The sequence below is a fragment of the Arthrobacter sp. S39 genome, from assembly GCF_004320525.1.
Lineage (GTDB): Bacteria > Actinomycetota > Actinomycetes > Actinomycetales > Micrococcaceae > Arthrobacter.
This window is the reverse complement of sequence record NZ_SIHX01000002.1, coordinates 380,159-400,057: the sequence shown is the minus strand read 5'-3', so window position 1 is coordinate 400,057 and position 19,899 is coordinate 380,159. Positions and strand designations below refer to the sequence as shown.

General features: G+C 66.7%; 16 protein-coding genes. 15 read left to right on the top strand and 1 reads right to left on the bottom strand.

Translation table 11 applies throughout. The features are described 5' to 3' along the window. Positions 1–28: 28 nt before the first annotated feature. The 9 genes from EYS21_RS05720 (at position 29) to EYS21_RS05680 (ending at position 10,264) form a co-directional block, all read left to right on the top strand. On the top strand, positions 29–1,165 hold the full coding sequence (locus tag EYS21_RS05720; protein ID WP_131132227.1) for an LLM class flavin-dependent oxidoreductase: 1,137 nt from the start codon (positions 29–31) through the stop codon (positions 1,163–1,165). Further along, a complete protein-coding gene (locus tag EYS21_RS05715; RefSeq protein WP_207307692.1) occupies positions 1,162–3,624 on the top strand; it encodes a glycoside hydrolase family 3 C-terminal domain-containing protein in 2,463 nt (820 codons plus the stop codon). The genes EYS21_RS05720 and EYS21_RS05715 overlap by 4 nt, the downstream gene beginning before the upstream one ends. Further along, positions 3,621–4,271 carry a TetR/AcrR family transcriptional regulator gene (locus EYS21_RS05710; RefSeq protein ID WP_131132226.1) on the top strand — a complete coding sequence of 217 codons (651 nt, stop codon included), beginning with the start codon at positions 3,621–3,623 and terminating at the stop codon, positions 4,269–4,271. Before EYS21_RS05715 ends, EYS21_RS05710 begins: the two co-directional genes overlap by 4 nt. Before the next feature lie 119 nt (positions 4,272–4,390). Further along, on the top strand, positions 4,391–4,693 hold the full coding sequence (locus tag EYS21_RS05705) for a hypothetical protein (RefSeq protein ID WP_131132225.1): 303 nt from the start codon (positions 4,391–4,393) through the stop codon (positions 4,691–4,693). Positions 4,694–5,138: 445 nt separating this feature from the next. Beyond that, positions 5,139–6,158, top strand: coding sequence for a VOC family protein (locus EYS21_RS05700; RefSeq protein WP_131132224.1), 1,020 nt, complete (start codon positions 5,139–5,141; stop codon positions 6,156–6,158). 6 nt (positions 6,159–6,164) lie between these two features. Beyond that, positions 6,165–7,109 carry a fumarylacetoacetate hydrolase family protein gene (locus tag EYS21_RS05695; RefSeq protein ID WP_131132223.1) on the top strand — a complete coding sequence of 315 codons (945 nt, stop codon included), beginning with the start codon at positions 6,165–6,167 and terminating at the stop codon, positions 7,107–7,109. Continuing rightward, entirely contained in the window at positions 7,106–8,143 is a 1,038-nt protein-coding gene (locus tag EYS21_RS05690; RefSeq protein WP_131132222.1) for a cyclase family protein, read from the top strand. Before EYS21_RS05695 ends, EYS21_RS05690 begins: the two co-directional genes overlap by 4 nt. Positions 8,144–8,177: 34 nt before the next feature. Next, positions 8,178–9,257, top strand: coding sequence for an amidohydrolase family protein (locus EYS21_RS05685; RefSeq protein WP_131132221.1), 1,080 nt, complete (start codon positions 8,178–8,180; stop codon positions 9,255–9,257). Between the two features lie 11 nt (positions 9,258–9,268). Continuing rightward, positions 9,269–10,264 (top strand): fumarylacetoacetate hydrolase family protein, encoded by a 996-nt coding sequence (locus EYS21_RS05680; protein ID WP_131132220.1) that lies wholly within the window; start codon positions 9,269–9,271, stop codon positions 10,262–10,264. Between the two features lie 54 nt (positions 10,265–10,318). Here EYS21_RS05680 and EYS21_RS05675 read toward each other — a convergent pair whose 3' ends face one another. Then, positions 10,319–11,257, bottom strand: a complete 939-nt coding sequence (locus tag EYS21_RS05675; RefSeq protein WP_131132219.1) for a carbohydrate kinase — start codon at positions 11,255–11,257, stop codon at positions 10,319–10,321. 101 nt (positions 11,258–11,358) lie between these two features. On the opposite strand from EYS21_RS05675, the gene EYS21_RS05670 reads away from it, so the two are divergent. The 6 genes from EYS21_RS05670 to EYS21_RS05645 all read left to right on the top strand — a co-directional run bounded on the left by EYS21_RS05670 (position 11,359) and on the right by EYS21_RS05645 (position 19,803). Continuing rightward, positions 11,359–13,077, top strand: a complete 1,719-nt coding sequence (locus EYS21_RS05670; RefSeq protein WP_242633300.1) for a sialidase family protein — start codon at positions 11,359–11,361, stop codon at positions 13,075–13,077. A 167-nt stretch (positions 13,078–13,244) separates the two neighbouring features. Further along, positions 13,245–14,888 (top strand): ABC transporter substrate-binding protein, encoded by a 1,644-nt coding sequence (locus EYS21_RS05665; RefSeq protein ID WP_242633299.1) that lies wholly within the window; start codon positions 13,245–13,247, stop codon positions 14,886–14,888. Between the two features lie 48 nt (positions 14,889–14,936). Then, positions 14,937–15,893, top strand: coding sequence for an ABC transporter permease (locus EYS21_RS05660; RefSeq protein WP_131132216.1), 957 nt, complete (start codon positions 14,937–14,939; stop codon positions 15,891–15,893). A gap of 3 nt (positions 15,894–15,896) precedes the next feature. Next, positions 15,897–18,026 (top strand): dipeptide/oligopeptide/nickel ABC transporter permease/ATP-binding protein, encoded by a 2,130-nt coding sequence (locus EYS21_RS05655; RefSeq protein WP_131132215.1) that lies wholly within the window; start codon positions 15,897–15,899, stop codon positions 18,024–18,026. Then, positions 18,023–18,829 carry an ATP-binding cassette domain-containing protein gene (locus EYS21_RS05650; protein WP_131132214.1) on the top strand — a complete coding sequence of 269 codons (807 nt, stop codon included), beginning with the start codon at positions 18,023–18,025 and terminating at the stop codon, positions 18,827–18,829. Before EYS21_RS05655 ends, EYS21_RS05650 begins: the two co-directional genes overlap by 4 nt. Positions 18,830–18,885: 56 nt before the next feature. Then, entirely contained in the window at positions 18,886–19,803 is a 918-nt protein-coding gene (locus tag EYS21_RS05645; RefSeq protein WP_131132213.1) for a dihydrodipicolinate synthase family protein, read from the top strand. Positions 19,804–19,899: the final 96 nt, after the last annotated feature.

Genomic DNA, 19,899 nt, shown 5'->3' with positions numbered 1-19,899 from the left:
ATTCAACAAACCACTTCCAGGAGTTCCCATGCATTTTTCACTGTTCCTTACCTCCCGCTCCGGCAGCCCCGAAGAAGACCGTCCGGTTATGAAGGCCATGGTGGAGCACGCCGTCGATGCCGAGCAGAAAGGCTTCGACGCCGTCTTCCTGCCCGACCACCACTTCACCGGCTACGCTCCCCCGGCCAGCGATCCCTTCGTATTTGCCGCCTACCTGGCCGGCAAGCTGGAGCGGATGCACTTCGGTTTCTCAGTGCAGACCCTGGCCTTGCACCATCCTGTCCGTTTTGCAGAGCGACTGGCCCTGCTGGATCAGCTCACGGACGGCAAATTGCTGGTGGGCGTGGGCAGCGGCACGACTCCGGAAGAGATGATCGGCTTTGGGGTGAACTTCCAGGACAGCTCACGCCTCGCCAACGAGAACCTTGAGATCGCCGAAAAGCTGTGGGCCAAAAAGCCTGGAGACGAGCCCGTCGCCTTCGACAACGGCCACTACCGCGGCGCCGTGGTGTCCCGGATCGTTCCCGCACCCTACACCAAGCCGGAACCACGCGTCATGTCAGTCGCCTCACGGCCCTCAAGCGTGGAACGCGCCGCAAAGAAGGCCCAGCCGGCCTTCATCCTGGCTTTCACACCGCCGGTCATCGACAGCGGCAACGCCTACGAGGAAGTCAAGAAGAACTTCACCACCTACCGCAACGCCCTGGAAGCCGCCGGCCACACGGAAGAAGCAGTGAAGGCAGCCCTGGAGTGGACAACCCACTCCTACCAGCACGTGCACATCGCAGAAACCGACGAGCAGGCAGCCGCCGAACTGGAGATCATCCTGGAGCAGTACCAGGAAGCTGTAGAGCGTGAGCACGCCGCCAACAAGGCCGCCGAAGCCATCAGCGGCGTGAACCTCCGCCCGGCCCCTGATGCCCGGACTGAAGGCTACAAGGGCACCTGGTGCCTCTACGGCAGCCCGGAGACCGTGGCAGCGGAGCTCCAGAAGTACGCCGATTTGGGGATTGGCAACGTCCTCCTCGCCCTCATGGGCGGGCCGCTCACGGAAGAACGACGCCGTTTCACGGAACAGTCCATGCGCCTCTTCTCTGAGCGGGTACTGCCGCTGCTCCGCTCTTCCGAAGCTGCCAACGAGGCGGAGAAGGTCGCTGCCCAGTGACGGCAGGCTCCGCGACCGGCACTGAAGTGGCCGACGCCGCACAAGCTGGTCCAGACCTCACGGGCGCTGAACTCACCGGCGGCCTCAACGGCTGGAGCACCACCGCGAGCAACGCGGCGGGCGTTGAGGAAATGGTGTTGCTGGACGGCCCGTTGGGCCTCGTCAGCAAAGCCATGGACGAGCGGGACACTTCCCTCGTCATGCCCTCAGGGACTGCGCTGGCTGCCACCTGGAATCCGGAACTGGTCTCGGAAGTCGGCCAGCTGATCGGCCAGCAGGGCCGCGAACGCGGAGTGTCCGTCATCCTGGGTCCGAACCTGAACCTGCCGCGCTCCCCGCTCTCGGGCCGGGGTTTCGAAATGTTCTCCGAGGACCCCTACCTCACCGCAGTGCTTGGTGCGGCATGGGTAGAGGGCGTGCAGTCCCAGGGTGTCGGGTCCTGCGCCAAGCACGTGGTGGCCAATGACACGGAGACCGAACGACGCCGGATGAACTCCCGGGTTGAGCCGGGCACGCTGCGTGAAACGTACCTGCGGCCCTTCGAAACTGCCGTACGTTCGGCTAACCCGTGGATGCTCTTGATGGCGTACAACCGGGTCAATGGGACCCATTGCGCACAGAACGCAGAGCTCATCGGCATCCTCAAGAATGACTGGAAGTACGACGGCGTTGTGGTGTCGGACTGGTTCGGCGTGGACGACACGGCCGGAGCAGCCAATGCCGGACTGGACCTGGAGATGCCCGGCCCGGCCAGGTATCTGGGTGCACGCTTCGCCGACGCCGTCACCGCCGGGGAGGTCCCCGAACCGCGGCTGCATGACGCCGTTGAACGCCTCACCCGGCTAGCCGACAGGGCCGGGCACAGGAGCGGCGGCACCGCCCCCGCTCCTGCCCTCGTCCGCTCTCCGGAGGAACAGCGCGACACACTCATCCGCGCCGCAGCGGCCTCATTCGTGCTGCTGGAAAACAAGGGAAACATGCTGCCGCTGGATCCGGGCCGGATCAAGACGTTAGCTGTTGTCGGTCCGAACGCAGCGAAGCCGTGCTTCCAAGGCGGAACGTTCGCCACCGTCCGGCCAGACGGTGAACTGGTCACGCCGCTGGACGCCATCCGTGACGCCTTCGGTCCGGACGTGGAGGTTCTGTACGAGCCGGGAGCCGCACCGTCGTCGGCCCTGTCGCTGACGGAAGTCGGCAGCACCGCGCCGGACGGCACCCCCGGGGTACTTCTGGAAGTCCTCTCCCCGGCCACCGACGACGTCCTGTACAGCGAAATTCGGCAGGCGTCGGCGTTTGTGTGGTTCGGGCCGGTACCCGGCGTGGGTGCCAACGCACCGGGGCGTGCGCGCATCACGGCACGCCTGCTGCTTGACACCCCCGCGCGCTGGACACTCGGTGCCGGCGGCACGGGCATCAGCTCACTCACGGTGGACGGGACGCGTGTCCTGGAGGTTCCGCCGCCGGCTCCGGACGACGTGATGGGCGTTGTGGCACGAGCCGAAACGCAGCAAACCATCCTTGACCTGCCCGCCGGTGAGGTTGAGGTGGTGGTCGAGATGGCCTTCCAGCCCGGCAGGGTCCAGGCCATCACGGCCGTTGCAGCTCCCGAGCACACCGCAGATCCCCTCACTGACGCCCTGGCCATCGCGGCCCGCGGGGATGCCGTCATTGTGGTTGTCGGCGACGAGCAGGGCTCGTCACGCGAAAGCGCAGACCGGACGACGGCGGCCCTCGACCCCTCCTGCGACCGGCTGGTTGATGCCGTGGCGGCGGTCAATGCCGAAACCGTGGTGGTGGTGAACGCGTCCCGTGCCGTGCTGTTGCCATGGGCAGACAAGGTGAAGGGTCTGCTGATGGCCTGGTTCCCGGGGCAGGAATTCGGGCGCGGCCTCGCCTCTATCCTGACCGGCGGCAGCGCACCATCCGGACGGCTTCCGGTGTCCTTCCCCGCACGGAACGAGGACATCCCCGGCTGGGAACACACCCTGGACCCGGAGCTCACCTTGGACTACGCCGCCAGCGAGCCAATGGGCTACCGGCATTACCAGGAGACGGACCGGTCACCTCGCTATCCCTTCGGCTACGGACTGGGCTATACGGAGTTCGCGCTGGTGGACGCTGTGGCGGCTCCTGCCGCAATGAAGAGTCACAACCCCGCAGACGGCGTCGAAGGTATCTCCGTCGAGGCGACAGTGCGGAATTCGGGCGGCTCACCCGGGCGCGACATCGTCCAGGTCTACGGCAAGGCGGCAGGTGAGGCTGGTTTCCGGCTCATGGGTTTCGCAGCTGTAGACGTGGCAGCTGGTGCGACAGTGACAGCCCGGATTGTTGTGGACCCGCTCGGCTTCCGGCGTTGGGCCGAAGCGGCGTCGGCCTGGGTGGTCCCCTCCGGCGGCTGGGAGCTGCGCGTGTCACGGAACGCGGCCGACAGCGGCATCCTCTGTAGGATCTCGTTGTGACGCTTCCGGACACCAAGTCCCGCGAGCCGAAGCAGGCCAGGAGCCGCCAGTCGTTTGAAAAAACGATTGAGGCGGCCCTGGCCCTGCTCCAGGAGCGGGGAAACGACGAATTCACGCTGGCTGATGTCAGTGCTCGTTCCGGTGTGTCCATCGGCTCCATCTACGCACGGTTCCAGGGCAAGGATGAACTCCTTCGCGTCGCCCACGCCCGGAAGATGGATGACATTGACGCCGTGTCGAACCATCTCTTTGAACCCCTCCCCACGCGGCCTGATGCTGCTTTGGAGTCCGTGGCACGGGAAGCCGTTGACCTGATCATCGAGGTTCTCCGCCGGTACGCGGACATTCTCCGGCCCTTCATGCTCCGCGCTACGCAGGACGAAACCATTGCTCAGCGTGGCGCGGCATCGCATGCTGCCCTCGCCGGACACTTCGCCGATGTCCTGGGCAAATGGCCGGGCGGGTTCCTGGGCCAGGCTGAGATCGACTGGTGCTTCAACGTCGTCTACAGCGTGGTTGCCCGCAGGCTGGGCCTCGGCAGCACCATGGAGGGCAGCGGGACCCTGGACTGGCCCGAGATTGCGGAGAAGCTCGCCGGGATGGTGGCCTCCTATCTTGTAGTTGGCCTGCAGGACCCGGACGCCTGATCCTTCCGGCATAGTTTTTAGCGATACCGGCTATCCAAAAGCTCGTCTTCCGGACAGTCGGCGTCCCTCGGCATAGTGGGGGTCAACGACGAATTCACTGTTGATTGGAAGGAGATCCCGTGCACGTGCGCGTCAGCCCCGGATCAGTAGCGCTGGATGAACCAGATGACTGCAACAGCTTCAAGGTCCTGCTCGCCGAAGGGGCGAAGGATGCCCTGCCGGGGCTGCTGGAGTCAGCTGCGGCCGGCAAGGTGGACGATCCGGACGTGCTGGTCTCCGTGGACTGGATCAAGAGCCAATGCGCCGGGCGGATCGGCATGGGCTGGAACTACCGCTTCGCCAATATGCTCGTCTATGCCGCCGGAAAGGGCTGGCTGAGCGAGGACGGAAGCCACGTTCGGGCCCACGTCGAGACGTACTGAGCCCTGCCTTCGTATCCGGCAAAAGCTCAACAGAAAGGCCTCGGCGCTCTTATGCGCCGAGGCCTTTCTGTTGCCCGTAAGACAAAAGACTCCCGGATCAATCCGTAGCGTTGGCAAGGGCGTCGGTCAGGGCTGAATCATTGGTGGCCATCACCTCCAGCATGCCGGGGGACGGGAACCCCCCGCAATGATCCTCAGGATCGTGCTGGGCCATGCGCGGGCACACGGAAATAGAGACCTTCGATGCCCTGCATCTGCATTTGCTATGGGCCCCCGTAGATGGGGCGCTGCAGGCCGTGATAAAGGCCAGAATCTCCGCTTTCCACTATTCGTGCGATGGATTCCTGTCATAGGCAAACTGCGCTTCCCCGGATAGTTGCGCTGGTTCAAAGTGGATACAGGACCTGCAGCAAACCGAAGCAGCCAAACTCAGAAGGAATTCAACGTGGAAACTCCCCTCTCCCATCTTGCCCACCTTGAGATCACCACTCCCGACGTCGAAGCGTCGGCACGGTTCTACGAGGAAAAGTTCGGCATGCGCATCATCGACCGGGTGGACGGCAACGTCTACCTGCGCTGCTGGGGCGACTACTACCGCTACAGCCTGGTCATCACCGAAGGACCTGAGGCATCGCTGGGCCGGATGGCCTGGCGCACCAACTCCCAGGCGGCCCTCGAAGCCGCCGCCCAGCGTGTCGAAGCAACAGGCGTCCAGGGCAACTGGACCGCCGGCGGGCACGGCTACGGCAAGGCCTACGAATTCACCGGCCCCTACGGCCACCGGATGCGCCTCTTCTATGACGTTGAGAAGTTCGTCGCCGAGCCCGGCTTCGAGTCCACCTACCCGGACCGTCCGGAGCGCCGCAGCAGCCACGCCGCCGCACCCCGTTTCCTGGACCACGTCACCGTCGCCTGCTCCGACGTCCGGGGCTTCGCCAAGTGGTACAACGAGGCGCTGGGCTTCCGCGTGATGGCCTTCGTGGACCTGGACGAAGCACCCATCACTGTCTTCTCCGTGCTCACCACCAACGAGAAGTCCCACGACCTGGGCGTGGTCCTGGACACCTCCAGCCGCGCCGGCCGCGTCAACCACATCGCCTTCTGGGTGGACGCCACCGAGGACCTGCTCCGCACCGCCGACGTCATGATGGAGAACGGCACCGCCATGGAATACGGCCCCTCCATCCACGGCGTGGGCGAGCAGAACTTCCTCTACTTCCGCGACCCGTCAGGCCTTCGCGTTGAACTCAACTCCGGCGGCTACCGCAACTACGTGCCGGACTGGGAAGCCAACACCTGGAAGCCGTCCGAAGGTTCCAACAACTTCTACAAGAACGGCGCCATGCCGCACTCCATGACCGAATCCTTCCCGCCGGCCGAAGGCTTCACCGCTACCGAAGAGGGCGCGTCCCCGGCGATGAAGGAAGCCCTTTTGAACCCGTACGCCAAGCAGGGACGGGGCTAAGCGAATATGCCTGAAGCGACATATTCCTTGATCCGGTTCCAGGAGGCCGGTGACGGCAAGGCCCGCGTCGGCCTGCTGGTCAACGAGCGGGTCCTGCCGGTGGACGGGGACATCAACTCCCTGATCGAGCACTGGGACACCACCGAAGCCCAGCTGGACACCCTGGCTGCCTCAGCCGGTGAGGACACCGGCCTGGCACTGGCCGACGTCGAGGTGGTTGCCCCGGTGGAGCCGGTCCAGGTCCTGCAGACCGGAGCCAACTACCGCAAGCACGTGATCGACCTCGCCGCCGCGCACCGCAAGCCTGGCCAGGACGAGGAAGAGGTGCGCGCCAAGACCGCCACGATGATGGACAAGCGGGCTGGCCAGGGCACCCCGTACTTCTTCATTGGACTTCCGACGGCGATCGCGTCCGCCACGGAGGACCTGAGCCTCCCGTCCTATTCCCAGTCCCATGACTGGGAACTGGAGCTGGCGGCTGTCATTGGCAAGACGGCATTCCGGGTCACTCCGGAGGAGGCGCTTGAGTACGTGTTCGGCTACACCATGGTCAACGACATCACCACGCGCGAGTACGTCTTCCGCAAGGACATGCCCGCGATCGGCTCGGACTGGTACCGCGCCAAGAACGCCCCGGGCTTTCTGCCCACCGGGCCATTGCTGGTGCCGGCCAAGTTCTTCGGCGACCCGCAGGACGTCCAGGTCACGCTGAAGCTGAACGGCAAGGCCATGCAGGACGAGTCCACCCAGGACATGATCTTCGGGGTGGCCAAGCTCATCAGCGAAGCCTCGCAGATCATGCCGCTGCGCCCCGGCGACCTCGTCCTCACCGGCAGCCCCGCCGGCAACGGCCAGCACTGGGGCCGTCTGCTGCAGGACGGCGACGTCATGGAAGGCACCATCACCGGCCTGGGCACCCAGCTCATCCACTGCAAGGACGAAATTCAGTGACCTCGCAGGACACCGCTGTAACCACCGGCACCGGGGAATCAATTGATTCCCCGGTGATCCGGCGTGAGGACCCGCTCGGCAGCATCCGTGCCATGGCCGCAGCCCACAGCAACTGGGGCCGCTGGGGTGCGGACGACGTCCTGGGAACGCTGAACTTCATCGACGCCGGCAAGCGCATCGAGGCAGCATCGCTGGTCAAGACGGGTGAGGCCTTTTCGCTGTCCCAGCCCTTCGACACCAACGGCCCGCAGAAGGGCTGGCGCCGCCGCACCAACCCCGTCCACACCATGACGGACACCGGCGTGGACGCCGAACGCGGCAACCAGGGCTTCCCGCACGGCTTTGGCGGCGCCGACGACGTGATCGCCATGCCGCTGCAGTGCTCCACGCAGTGGGACGGCCTTGGCCACATCTTCGATCAGGGCAAGGCCTGGAACGGCAGGGCCGCCGGTGACGTGGTCACCTCCGAAGGCGACCTCGTCACCGGCATCGAAACCGCCGCCGCCAAGATCGTCACCCGCGGCGTCCTGCTGGACGTGGGCCGTGCGCTCGGTCCGGAGCTGGGCGGGACCGACGACGAACTGCCGGACGGGTTCGCCATCACTCCGGAGCACCTTGAGCGGACCATCGAAATGCAGGGCCCCAGTTCCAGGGTGGGCCGGGGCGACATCGTGGTGGTCCGCACCGGACAGCACACCCGGGTCCGCCGCGACGGCTGGGGCGACTACGCTGGCGGGGCGGCTCCCGGCCTGTCCTTCAGCACCGCGCCGTGGCTGCACCGCAGCGAAATCGCCGGGATCGCCACCGACACCTGGGGCTTCGAAGTCCGCCCTAACGAGTTCGACGGCGCCTTCCAGCCCCTCCACCAGATCGCGATCCCCAACCTGGGGCTGTTCCTCGGTGAAATGTGGGACCCGGACGGCCTGGCCGCAGCGTGCGCAGCGGACGGCCGATACGACTTCCTGCTCACGGCCGCACCGCTTCGGATCACCGGCGCTGTCGGATCACCCGTCAACCCGATAGCACTTCGCTAGTGGAGTCAACGATGCCAGCAGTTAAGGAACCCGCATGAGCACCCACCCCGATGACGAAAAAGCCCCTATCGTGGATGTCCACGCCCACATCCTGCTTCCTGCCCTGCAGCAGCTCGTGGCGGAAGCGGACGCCGAGGGCTTCGGCGCCCAGCAGGCCCTGGAAGTGCGACGCAACGGCCCCGCGTCCATGGCCGCGTCGGGCAAGATGATCAAGGAACGCTGGGCCCAGCTGACGGACCTGGACCGCCGGCTCGCGGACATGGACGCCCAGGGCGTGGATGTGCAGCTGGTCTCGCCGTCGCCGTCCCACTTCTACTACTTCGCCGGTGAGGAGCTGTCCCTACAGGTAGCGAAGTCCGCCAACCAGGCCGTTCGGGAGTACGTTGACCGTGCCCCGGACCGTCTCAACGGGCTGGGCTTGGTTCCGCTGCAGCACCCCGCCCTGATGGTGGAAGCCCTGGAGCACGCCGTTCTCGAGTGCGGACTCCTCGGGGCTGAGATCGGCTCGTTCGCTTCCACGCCCGCCGATCCGGAGCGCGGCACCGTTGAGCTTTCCGACGCCAGGCTGGAACCGTTCTGGAGCCGGGCAGCGGAGCTTGGCGCGATAGTGTTCCTGCACCCCTTCGGCTGCTCGCTGGATGAACGGCTGGACCGTTTCTACCTCGCCAACACCGTCTCGCAGCCCGCAGAAAACGCAGTGGCCCTGTCCCATTTGATCTTCAGTGGCGTTCTGGACCGGCACCCGAGCCTGAAAGTGCTGGCAGCGCATGGCGGCGGCTACCTTCCCACCAGCTTGGGCCGCTCCGACCATGCCTGGAAAGTGCGGCCCGAGGCACACGGCTGCGCCCAGCCGCCGTCGTCCTACCTGAAAAGGCTCTACTTCGATTCTCTGGTCCACAGCGCCGCGGAGCTCCGCGCCCTGGTGGCTGCCGCCGGGCCGGAACAGGTGCTCCTCGGCTCGGACTACCCCTTCGACATGGGATCCGACCTCCCTGTGGACGAGGCCCAGGCCGCCGGGCTCTCTGCCGACGACGAGGCCCAGGTTTTGGGCGGCAACGCACGCACGCTGGGTATCACCGCCGCGGCTGCCCTGACCACCCGACCCAACGCTTAAGGAACACTCAAATGGTTAAGATCGCTCGCTGGAATCACGGCAGCGGGACGCAGTCCGGCTTCGTGGACAACGGAAACTGCTACGCCCTGCCCGCAAGGCAGACCGTGCAAACCTTGCTCGACGCCGGACTCGAGGAGACGCTGGGTCTTGCCCGTCGCGTCATTGGTTCCGCTGCTGCTGTTCCGCTGGCGGACGTGCAGCTGCTCGCCCCGCTGCTGCCCGCCACTATCCGAGACTTTGTGGCGTTCGAGGAACACGTCGAAGGCGTGCGGAAAAGCATCGACGGCGTGGCCGGAGTGGTGCCCGAATGGTACGAGGCACCCACGTTCTACTTCACCAACCCGCACACGGTGACGGGCACCGGCGAGGTGATTGGGATTCCAGCGGGCTGTACGGACCTGGACTTTGAGACGGAAGTGGCTGCCGTCGTAGGACGCGTTCCCGGGAGCGACGGCCGCAACCTGACCGCTAAACAGGCACACCGGCACATTTTCGGCTACACGATCCTCAACGACTGGTCCGCACGGGACCTGCAGCGCCGCGAGATGAAAGTCAGCCTGGGGCCGTGCAAGGGCAAGGACTTCTCCAACACCCTGGGCCCCTGGATTGTCACCGCAGACGAGTTCGAGGACCGGCACGACGGCGAAGGCTTCCTGCCGATCTCGATGGCCGTGGAAGTGAACGGCGAAACCATTGGGCAGGACCTGCTGTCCAACATGGGCTGGCCGTTCGCCGAGCTCGTTGCCTACGCGTCGCAGGATTCGGTGGTTCGGCCGGGCGACGTGCTGGGTTCAGGCACGTGTGGAAGTGGCTGCCTCGCGGAGCTCTGGGGGCGGAACGGTTCCAAGACTCCCCCGCCGCTCAAGACCGGCGACGTCGTGCGGATGACTGCGGAGGGGATCGGGACTATCGAGAACACCGTGGGCTCGCGGCGTGAGGCTGTGACGCGTGTTCCAGCCCGGCCCCGGCGCAACCGCGTCGCCGCCGCGGCAACGTCCGGGACTTAGGAGAGTTTCAGGGGGCCAAGCGCTGGGTAACGAGACCGGGCCGCGGTAAATGCCCTACTCCCCAGGAACGGCGTTCAGTTCAGCACGCGTCGGCGGATTCGCGCCGGGCCGTGAGACGGTGACGGCGGCCGCGCGGGACGCGTGCGCCAGCAGTTCAGCCAGCCCCTCGGCGGGAAGCTCGCGCAGGTCCTTCCGGTTCTGCGCGCCGTCCAGGCCACGGTCCACGATCCCGGACAGCAGCGCCGCCATAAACGAGTCCCCGGCACCGACGGTGTCCGCCACGTCCACAGTGGGCGCCGGATAGGCAGCTTCGCCGGCGGCCGCAATGCCCCACGGGCCCGCCGAACCGCGGGTGACCACCACCATCGCCGGCCCCTCGTGGCCGCCCAGCGACAGCCAGCGGCGGGCCGATTCCAGCGGGTCCACTCCAGGGTAGAGCCACTCCAGGTCCTCGTCGGAGGCCTTGACCACGTCCGCCAGCGAGGCGAACTTCTCGGCCTGCTTCCGCGCGTAGTCAACGTCGGTGATGATGCTGGGCCGGCAGTTCGGATCAAAACTGATGGTGGCGCGCGGGTGGGCGTATTCGACGGCGGCAAGCACCGCCGTCGCGCCCGGCGCCAGCATGGTGGCGATGGAGCCCGTGTGCAGCAGGGTGGTGCCCTGCAGCATAAAGGCGAGGCGGTCCGCCAGGCCGGGGAGCTCCCAGGTGAGATCGAACGTATAGGTGGCGGCGCCGTCGTCGTCGATCAGGGCGGTGGCCACGCTGGTGGGCAGCTCGTCCGGGCCCTGCGGCAGCATCACGGAACTGGCACGAAGATGCGCGGCCACGGAATCCCCGTACGCGTCACGGCCGTAGCGGCCGATGAACTGCACCGGATGGTCCAGGCGCGCCAGTCCCACCGCAACATTGAGCGGGCTGCCGCCCACGTGGGCTTCGATTCCGGAGGCGCGCTGGACAACGTCAACAAGGCCTTCGCCGATAACAGTGAGCATGGTCATACTCTGCCAGAGAAACCGGCCGCCCACACGGCCCGTGGCGCATCGCCTACCATGGAGATATGACATCCTATGTCCTTCGGCCAATAACGGCTGCTATGCCCGACCTCGAACACGTGCTGGCGGTCCGCGGCACCGGCGGCTACCGGCAATACCGGATCCCCGCCCTCGCCGTCTCGCGGCAGGGCACGCTGCTGGCCGCCTACGACGGCCGCCCCAACCTCGATGACCTGCCTAACCCGATCGACCTCCTGCTGCGGCGCAGCACGGACAACGGCCGGACCTGGGGCGAACAGCATGTAGTGAGGACGGGTGGCGGCCTCAACGGCTACGGCGATCCGAGCCTCCTGGTTGACGTTGAGACCGGCCGGATCTTGATGTTCCACGCGGCAGGGACGCGGGCTGGATTCTTCGAAGCGGTGACCGGGCTGGAGCCCGATGACGGCGTCCAGCACTGTGACCTCAGCTTCTCGGACGACGACGGCCTGACCTGGCGGCACCGCAGGATCACCGCCCAGCTCAAGGCGCGCCCGCCCGAACACACTGCCGGAAACCCTCCCGGCCCGGCCATCACCGGCATCTTTGCGGCGGCGGGACAGGGCATTCAGGTCCACACCGGCCCTTACCGCGGCCGGCTGGTGCAGCAATATGTGGTCCTGGCCGGCGGCGAGATCATGGCAGCCTCCGCCTACAGCGACGACCACGGCGAAAACTGGACCCTCGGCGAGCTCATCGGCGCCCGGACACACGGCCACGCGCCCAACGAAAACAAGGTGGCGGCCCTCCAAGACGGCCGGCTCCTGCTGCACAGCCGCGGCACGCCGCGCCGCCTTGCCGCACTGTCCGACGACGGCGGGGCCACCTGGAGTGCCCTGCGCCCGGTCGAGGACCTCCCGGACCCGGGCGACAACGGCTCGCTGGCCCGCTTCGACGGCCTTCCCGCCCTGGCCGCCGCGGCGGACGACACCACAGGCGCCTGGCTGCTGGCCACCAACAACCATGACACGTCGCTGCGGCGGAACACGGCGCTCAGCCTCTCCACCGACAACGGGCTCACCTGGCCCGCGAAGCTGGTCCTGTGCCCGGGAAGCTCGGGGTACTCGACGGCGGCGCGGCTTCCCGACGGCAACATCGGCGTCCTGTACGAGCGCCAGGGGTACCGGGAAATCGTGTTTGCCTCGATCCCGGCGGAACAGCTCACGTCCTGCCTCCCCGGTGGCACTCTTCCCGGGTCCGAGGGCGGCGGGAGCTCCCTGCGTTCCGGGCCGGAGCCCGACGGCGGTGCTGGTGGCCGCCCCGAACCCGGCGACGGACTGGTGTTCGACATGGAACTGCGTTCCATCACTCCCGGCCGCCCGCCGGTCTGGCGGAATGTGGGGGAATTTCATGTGATGGCGCCCGGCGGCGGTGACTGGGGCGTCCACACATGGAAGGAAATCGGGCAGGGCTACTCGGCCGAGGCGGCGCAGGTGATCGGCACCCGGGAGGCGCAGGACCTGAACTACGGCCCGATCCTTCCCGGCTACAAGGCCGGGGACATCCTCGCCTTCACCGGCAGGGCACGCAACGGCGGATCGACGCCCCTCACCGGGGTCCGACTGTCCGGGCCCGGCTCCGAGGCCTTCGCCGTGGCGGATCTTGGCGCCGGCGAGGAGGTCCTTTACTTCACACCCACGTACACCGTCACCGGAGCGGATGCCGCCCGCGGCTTCACGGACGTCGCCTACGAGGTGGCCGCCGAGCGCGGCGGCACTGCCGAGCTCCGCCGTCGGACCTTCACGTTCAACATGGCCACCGGCGACGTCACTGTGCGGTAACTGAGAGAGCATCCAGCCAAAACCCGCAGGAAGTGAGAGAGCGTGGGGAGGGGGATGCGGGGAATGGCGTTTGACACTTGACGCGGGGATGTGATGGCCCTTACAGTCATTCTACGAGCATCGGACGTCCTACATCCGATAAACACCCTGGAATGGCGAGGCATCTCATGAACACAACCCTTAAGAACCTGCCGCTGGCTACTGACGCCAGCCGCCGCGGCTTCCTCAAGCTGACCGGCGCACTGGGCGCGGCGGCGGCTTTCACCACTTCCCTTGCCGCCTGCGGACCCCCCGCCACCACCACGGCCGGCGCCACGACCAACACGGCTGCGGTCAACAAGGACCTCATCATCGAGGCGGGCATCTCCTACGCCCTCTCCACCGGGTTCGACCCCATCTCCTCCTCCGGCGCCACCCCTCTGGCCGCCAACCTGCACGTCTACGAGGGCCTGGTGGAACTGCACCCCGCCACCCGCGAGCCGTACAACGCCCTCGCCGCCGCCGACCCCAAGGTGGTCAGCCCCACCACCCACCAGGTGACCCTCCGCGAAGGCGCCGTCTTCCACGACGGCACCCCCGTCACCGCCGAGGACGTGGTCTTCTCCTTCACCCGCGTGCTGGATCCGGCCAACAAGTCGCTCTTCTCCCAGTTCATCCCGTTCATCCAGGAGGTCAAGGCGCTGGACGCCAAGACCGTGGAGTTCACGCTGAAGTACGCGTTCCCCGGCTTCGCGGCCCGCATCTCCGTGGTGAAGGTGGTGCCCAAGGCGCTGGCCAACTTCCCGCTGGGCTCCGAGCAGCTCAAGGCGTTCGACGCCAAGCCCGTGGGCACCGGCCCCTACAAGCTGGTCTCCGCGGTCAAGGACGACAAGATCGTGTTCGAGGCCAACCCGGCCTACAACGGCCCGATGCCGGCCCTGGCCAAGGGCATGACCTGGCTGCTGCTTTCCGACGCCGCCGCCCGCGTCACCGCCATGCAGTCCGGCCGCGTCCAGGCCATCGAGGATGTCCCCTACCTGGACATCGACGGCCTGAAGTCCAAGGCCACGGTGGAGTCCGTGCAGTCCTTCGGCCTGCTGTTCCTGATGTTCAACTGCGCCAAGGCTCCGTTCGACAACAAGCTGGTCCGCCAGGCGCTGCACTACGGCCTGGACAAGGAATCCATCATCAAGAAGGCGCTGTTCGGCAACGCCAAGGCCGCCAGCTCCTACTTCCAGGAAGGCCACCCGGACTACGTCAAGGCAAAGAACGTCTACGGCTACGACGCGAAGAAGGCCGAGGAACTGCTCAAGGAAGCCGGCGTCACCAGCCTTGAATTCGAACTCCTCACTACGGACACCGCCTGGGTCAAGGACGTGGCTCCGCTGATGCTCGAATCCTGGAACAAGATCCCCGGCGTCAAGGTGACCCTGAAGAACCTGCAGTCCGGCGCCCTGTACACCGACCGCGTCGGCAAGGGTGACTACACGGTGGTCGCCGCCCCCGGCGACCCGTCCGTCTTCGGCAACGACGCCGACCTTCTCCTGAGCTGGTTCTACGCCGGCGACACCTGGATGAAAGGCCGCGCCTACTGGGCCTCCACCCCCGAGCGCGCCAAGCTGGTTGACCTGATGGCCAAGGCCGGCCAGTCCGCCAAGGACGAGGCCAAGAAGCTGACCGGTGAAATTGTGGACCTCGTGTCCGAGGAACTGCCGCTCTACCCGGTCTTCCACCGCCAGCTCCCCAGCGCTTGGGACTCCAAAAAGCTCAGCGGCTTCAAGCCGCTGCCCACTACCGGGGTTTCCTTCGTTGGCGTCGGCCGCACGGCCTGACGCACACCCCTAGCCACACCACCCCCAGCCACTCAACCGGAGATTACATTGGTCACGATATTGCGCCTTCTGGGCCGCAGGCTCGCAGCACTGCCCCTGATGGTCCTGGGCATCACGCTGCTGGTCTTCCTGGTCCTGCAGGCCGCCCCGGGCGACCAGGCCAGCAGCGCCCTGGGCGACGGCGCCAGCGAGGAAGCCAAGGAACAGTACCGGCAGGACAACGGCCTGAACGATCCGCTGTTCCTCCAGTACTTCCGTTTCCTGGGCAAGCTGCTCCAGCTGGACCTCGGCGTCACCACTCCGCCGGCGAAGTCCGTGGCCAGCATGATCGGCACCGCGTTCCCGCTGACCCTGCAGCTGACCTTCCTGGGCGTGCTGATCGCCGTGGTCCTGTCGCTGGCCTTCGGCATCCTGGGCGCGCTGTACAGGGATAAGTGGCAGGACCAGGTGGTGCGGGTCTTCTCCATCGCCGCCGTGGCCACGCCGTCGTTCTGGCTGGGCATCCTGCTGATCCAGTGGTTTGCCCTCGGCTCCAGCCCGCTGTTCCCCTCCGGCGGAATCGCGACGCCGGAATCCGGCTTCGGCGGCTGGCTCAACTCGATGGCACTCCCGGCCCTCGCGCTCGGCATCCCGGTCTCGGCCTCGCTCATCCGGGTGGTCCGCACCTCGATGGTGGAGGAACTGGACCGGGACTACGTCCGCACGGCGATCGGCAACGGCGTGCCCTACCGCGAGGTGGTGTCCAAGAACGTGCTCCGGAACGCGCTGGTGACTCCGGTGACCGTGCTGGGACTGCGGATCGGCTACCTGCTGGGCGGCGCCGTCGTCATTGAAATGATCTTTGCGCTGCCCGGCATGGGCCAGCTGATCCTCAACGGCATCACCAACCTGGACGTGAACCTGGTGCAGGGCGTGGTCCTGATCATCTCGGTCACCTTCGTCCTGGTGAACATCGCTGTTGACCTCCTGTACCTGCTCATCAACCCCCGAATCAGGACGGTCTGACCCATGCGCAGCAAACTCGCTGAACGCCTGAGCGCCCCGGGAATCCGTTTCAAGGCCCTGCCCTGGAGTTCCCGCCTGGCCCTCGTTTTCCTCACGGTGATCGCCGTTGCCGCGATCTTCGCTCCGGTCATCGCCCCGCACGATCCGCTGGAATCCTTCATTCCGGCCACCCCGCCGGGCGCCGAGCACTTCTTCGGCACCGACCGGCTGGGCCGCGACATCTTCTCGCGCCTGCTCTACGGCTCACAGTCTTCGCTGCTGATCGGCCTCGGCGCTGTGGGCCTGGCCGTGGTGGTCGGAGCCCTGCTGGGATCGCTCGCCGCCACGTCCAGCAAGGCCGTGAACGAGCTGATCATGCGCCTGATGGACATCCTGATGGCGTTCCCCGGCATCGCCCTGGCAGCCGTCCTCCTGGCCGCCTTCGGCAACACCGTGCCCACCATCATCGTGGCCATCGCCGTCATCTACACCCCGCAGCTGGCCCGCGTGGTCCGCGCCAACGTGCTCTCCCAGTACGGCGAGGACTACGTCCGGGCTGAACGGGTGATCGGCGCCGGCCGCTTCTACATCCTGCTCAAGCACATCGTCCGCAACACCGCCGCGCCCGTGCTGGTGTTCGCCACGGTGATGGTGGCCGACGCCATCATCCTCGAAGCGTCGCTTTCCTTCCTGGGCGCCGGCGTGCAGGACCCCGCCCCGTCCTGGGGCAACGTCATCTCCTACGGCCGCAACCTGGTCCTGTCCGGCGGCTGGTGGGCCACCACCTTCGCCGGCCTCACCATCCTGCTCACCGTGCTGGCGCTGAACATCCTGGCCGAAGGCCTCACCGACGCCATGGTCAACCCGAAGCTGCGCAAGGCTCCGGCTGTGAAGGACGACGACGGTTCCTCCGCCGCGGTCCCCGCCACCGCCGTCGACACCGAGATCGGGACGTCCGTGGCGCAGGGTTCCGTGGTGGAACAGCACGAGCTCGACGGCGTCCGCGCCGCCTCGGGTGATGCGGCCCCGTTTGCCGGTGGTGCCGGAGGTTCCGGCGGTTTTGGTGCCGGTGTCCTGCACGACCCGCGCACTGCCATTGCCAACCCGCACGCCCTGCTGGACCAGGAGTTGAAGCTGCTCGCCGCCGTCGAGCACGGCCGCGCTGACCGGCTCCCGCAGGTGCCGGCCACCGCCCGCACCGTCCTGGAAGTCCGGAACCTGTCCATCCGTTTCCCGGGCCGCTTCGGCGACACGGCGATTGTGGACAACGTCTCCTTCACCGTCCGAGAGGGCGAAACCATGGGCCTGGTGGGCGAGTCCGGCTGCGGCAAGTCCATCACGTCGCTGGCCATCATGGGCCTGCTGCCGAAGACCGCCAAGATCTCCGGCTCCATCACATTCGACGGCAAGGAACTGCTGGACCCGGCAACGGGCAACAGCAGCGCCAAGGCCTACCAGGGGCTCCGGGGCGAACAGATCGCCATGGTCTACCAGGACGCGCTCAGCTCGCTGAACCCGTCCATGAAGATCAAGGACCAGATGCTGCAGCTCACCCGCCGCGGCGGCCGCAAGACCCCCACCGAGCTGCTGGAAATGGTGAAGCTGGACCCCGTCCGCACCCTGGCGAGCTACCCGCACGAGCTCTCCGGCGGGCAGCGCCAGCGCGTCCTGATCGCCATGGCACTGTCCCGCTCGCCGAAGATCGTGGTGGCCGACGAGCCCACAACCGCCCTGGACGTCACCGTCCAGAAACAGGTGGTGGACCTACTGAACGAACTGCGCGAGCAGCTCGGCTTCGCGATGGTCTTCGTCAGCCACGACCTCGCCCTGGTGGCGTCGCTGGCCCACCGCATCACCGTGATGTACGCGGGCCAGGTGGTGGAATCCGCGCAGGCGTCCGAGCTGCTGCAGAACCCCAGGCACGAATACACCCGCGGCCTGCTGGGCGCCGTGCTCTCCATCGAGGCCGACGCCGTCCGCCTGCACCAGATCCCCGGCACCGTGCCCGCGCCGCAGGACTTTGCCGCCGGCGACCGCTTCGCGGCCCGGTCCTTGCGGGCCGACGCCGACCCCAACCAGCACCTGGTCCTCACGTCCGTCAGCGGCGATGCCGACCACTACTGGGCCAGCCACCTGAAGGAGGACGCACAGTGAGCGTTTCCACCGGCAAGCCGGTCATTGAACTGAAGGACGTCAAGGTCCATCACCGGGCACGGACGGGCAGCCTGTTCCGCCCAAATATCGTCAAGGCCGTCAACGGCGTGGACTTCAGCATCAGCCGCGGCGAAACCGTGGGCATCGTGGGCGAGTCCGGCTGCGGCAAGTCAACGCTGGCCTCGGTGCTGGTGGGCCTGCAAACGCCAACGTCCGGCGAGGTGCTGTTCCACGGCAAGCCCGCCATCAAGCGGAACGCCGCCATGCGAAAGGAATTCGGACGCGCCGTCTCTGTGGTGTTCCAGGACCCGGCCACCGCGCTGAACCCGCGGATGACCATCCAGGACATCCTCACGGATCCGCTCCAGGTCCACGGCATCGGCACCGCGGCCAGCCGCGCAGCCAAGGTCAAGGAACTGCTGGCGCTCGTGGGCCTGCCGCACTCGGCAGCAGGAGTCACGCCGTCGCAGGTTTCCGGCGGACAGCGCCAGCGCGTGGCCATCGCCCGGGCCCTCGCGCTGGATCCGGACATCATCGTGGCGGACGAGCCGACGTCGGCCCTGGACGTCTCCGTCCGCGCGCAGGTGCTGAACCTGCTCTCGGACCTGAAGACCCAGCTCAACCTGGGCATGGTGTTCATCTCGCACGACATCCAGACCGTCCGCTACGTGTCCGACCGCATCTGCGTGATGTATTTCGGCGAAATCGTGGAGGAGGGCCCCGCCGCGCAGGTGTTCGACCATCCCCGCAACGACTACACCAAGAAGCTGCTCGGCGCCGCGCCCAGCCTGCTGCACACCTGAGTTCCCCTGCTTTTCACCCCAGATTTTTCATCCACCCCCATCATTGGAGTTTTTCCGTGTCTTCCCAGTTCCAGGGCGTTATCCCGCCGGTAGTCACCCCCCGCCACGCTGACGGCAGCATCGACACCGCGTCGCTGCAGAACCTCACCAAACACCTGCTCGACGGCGGCGTGTCCGGACTGTTCGTCCTGGGCTCCTCCGCTGAGGTTCCCTACATGACCAACGCCGAGCGTGAGCTGGTGGTCTCCACGATCGCGTCTGCCAACGCCGGTGCCGTGCCGCTCATTGTCGGGGCCAACGAACAGACCACCAACCGGGTCATCGAGGAAGCCCGCAAGGTCATCGACCTTGGCGCCGACGCCATCGTGGTCACCTCCATGTACTACGCCATCGGCAACGCGGAAGAGACCGAAACGCACTTCCGTGCCATCCACGCCGCCGTCGACAAGCCGATCTTCGCCTACGACGTCCCGGTCCGCACCCACTTCAAGCTCCCCACCGACCTGCTGGTCCGGCTCGGCCGCGACGGCGTCATTGCAGGCGTCAAGGACTCCTCCGGCGACGACGTGTCCTTCCGCCAGCTGCTCCTCGCCGCCCGCGGTATCGACAACTTCGACATCTTTACCGGCCACGAGGTAGTGGTGGACGGCGCCCTCCTCGGCGGCGCCCAGGGCGTGGTGCCCGGCCTCGGCAACGTGGATCCGCGTGGCTACCGCAACCTGTTCGACGCCGCCCAGGCCGGCGACTGGGCTGCCGCGTCCCGCGAGCAGGACCGCCTGGCCGACCTCTTCGAGATCGTCTACACCCCCAACGGCCGCGTCTCCGGCGGCGCGGCCGGCCTGGGGGCCTTCAAGACCGCCCTGCAGATCATGGGCGTCATCGAATCCAACACCATGAGTGTTCCGATGCCGGCGCTCAACGAAGACGAAACAACGGCGATCAAGGTCATCCTCGAACGCAACGGGCTCGTTTAGATCGTCGTGGTTGGGGCGCGTCTGAGGGGTTATTTTGCCGTCCCTTAGACACCTCCCGGCGCACCTCTTCGGTCGCTGAGCGACCTACGCGATGCT

Excerpts from the sequence above, each read along its gene's own strand:
- EYS21_RS05675 (WP_131132219.1), bottom strand. The coding sequence starts at position 11,257 with ATGCTCACTGTTATCGGCGAAGGCCTTGTTGACGTTGTCCAGCGCGCC.
- EYS21_RS05720 (WP_131132227.1), top strand. The coding sequence starts at position 29 with ATGCATTTTTCACTGTTCCTTACCTCCCGCTCCGGCAGCCCCGAAGAA.
- EYS21_RS05655 (WP_131132215.1), top strand. The coding sequence starts at position 15,897 with ATGCGCAGCAAACTCGCTGAACGCCTGAGCGCCCCGGGAATCCGTTTC.
- EYS21_RS05665 (WP_242633299.1), top strand. The coding sequence starts at position 13,245 with ATGAACACAACCCTTAAGAACCTGCCGCTGGCTACTGACGCCAGCCGC.
- EYS21_RS05680 (WP_131132220.1), top strand. The coding sequence starts at position 9,269 with ATGGTTAAGATCGCTCGCTGGAATCACGGCAGCGGGACGCAGTCCGGC.
- EYS21_RS05670 (WP_242633300.1), top strand. The coding sequence starts at position 11,359 with ATGCCCGACCTCGAACACGTGCTGGCGGTCCGCGGCACCGGCGGCTAC.
- EYS21_RS05685 (WP_131132221.1), top strand. The coding sequence starts at position 8,178 with ATGAGCACCCACCCCGATGACGAAAAAGCCCCTATCGTGGATGTCCAC.
- EYS21_RS05695 (WP_131132223.1), top strand. The coding sequence starts at position 6,165 with ATGCCTGAAGCGACATATTCCTTGATCCGGTTCCAGGAGGCCGGTGAC.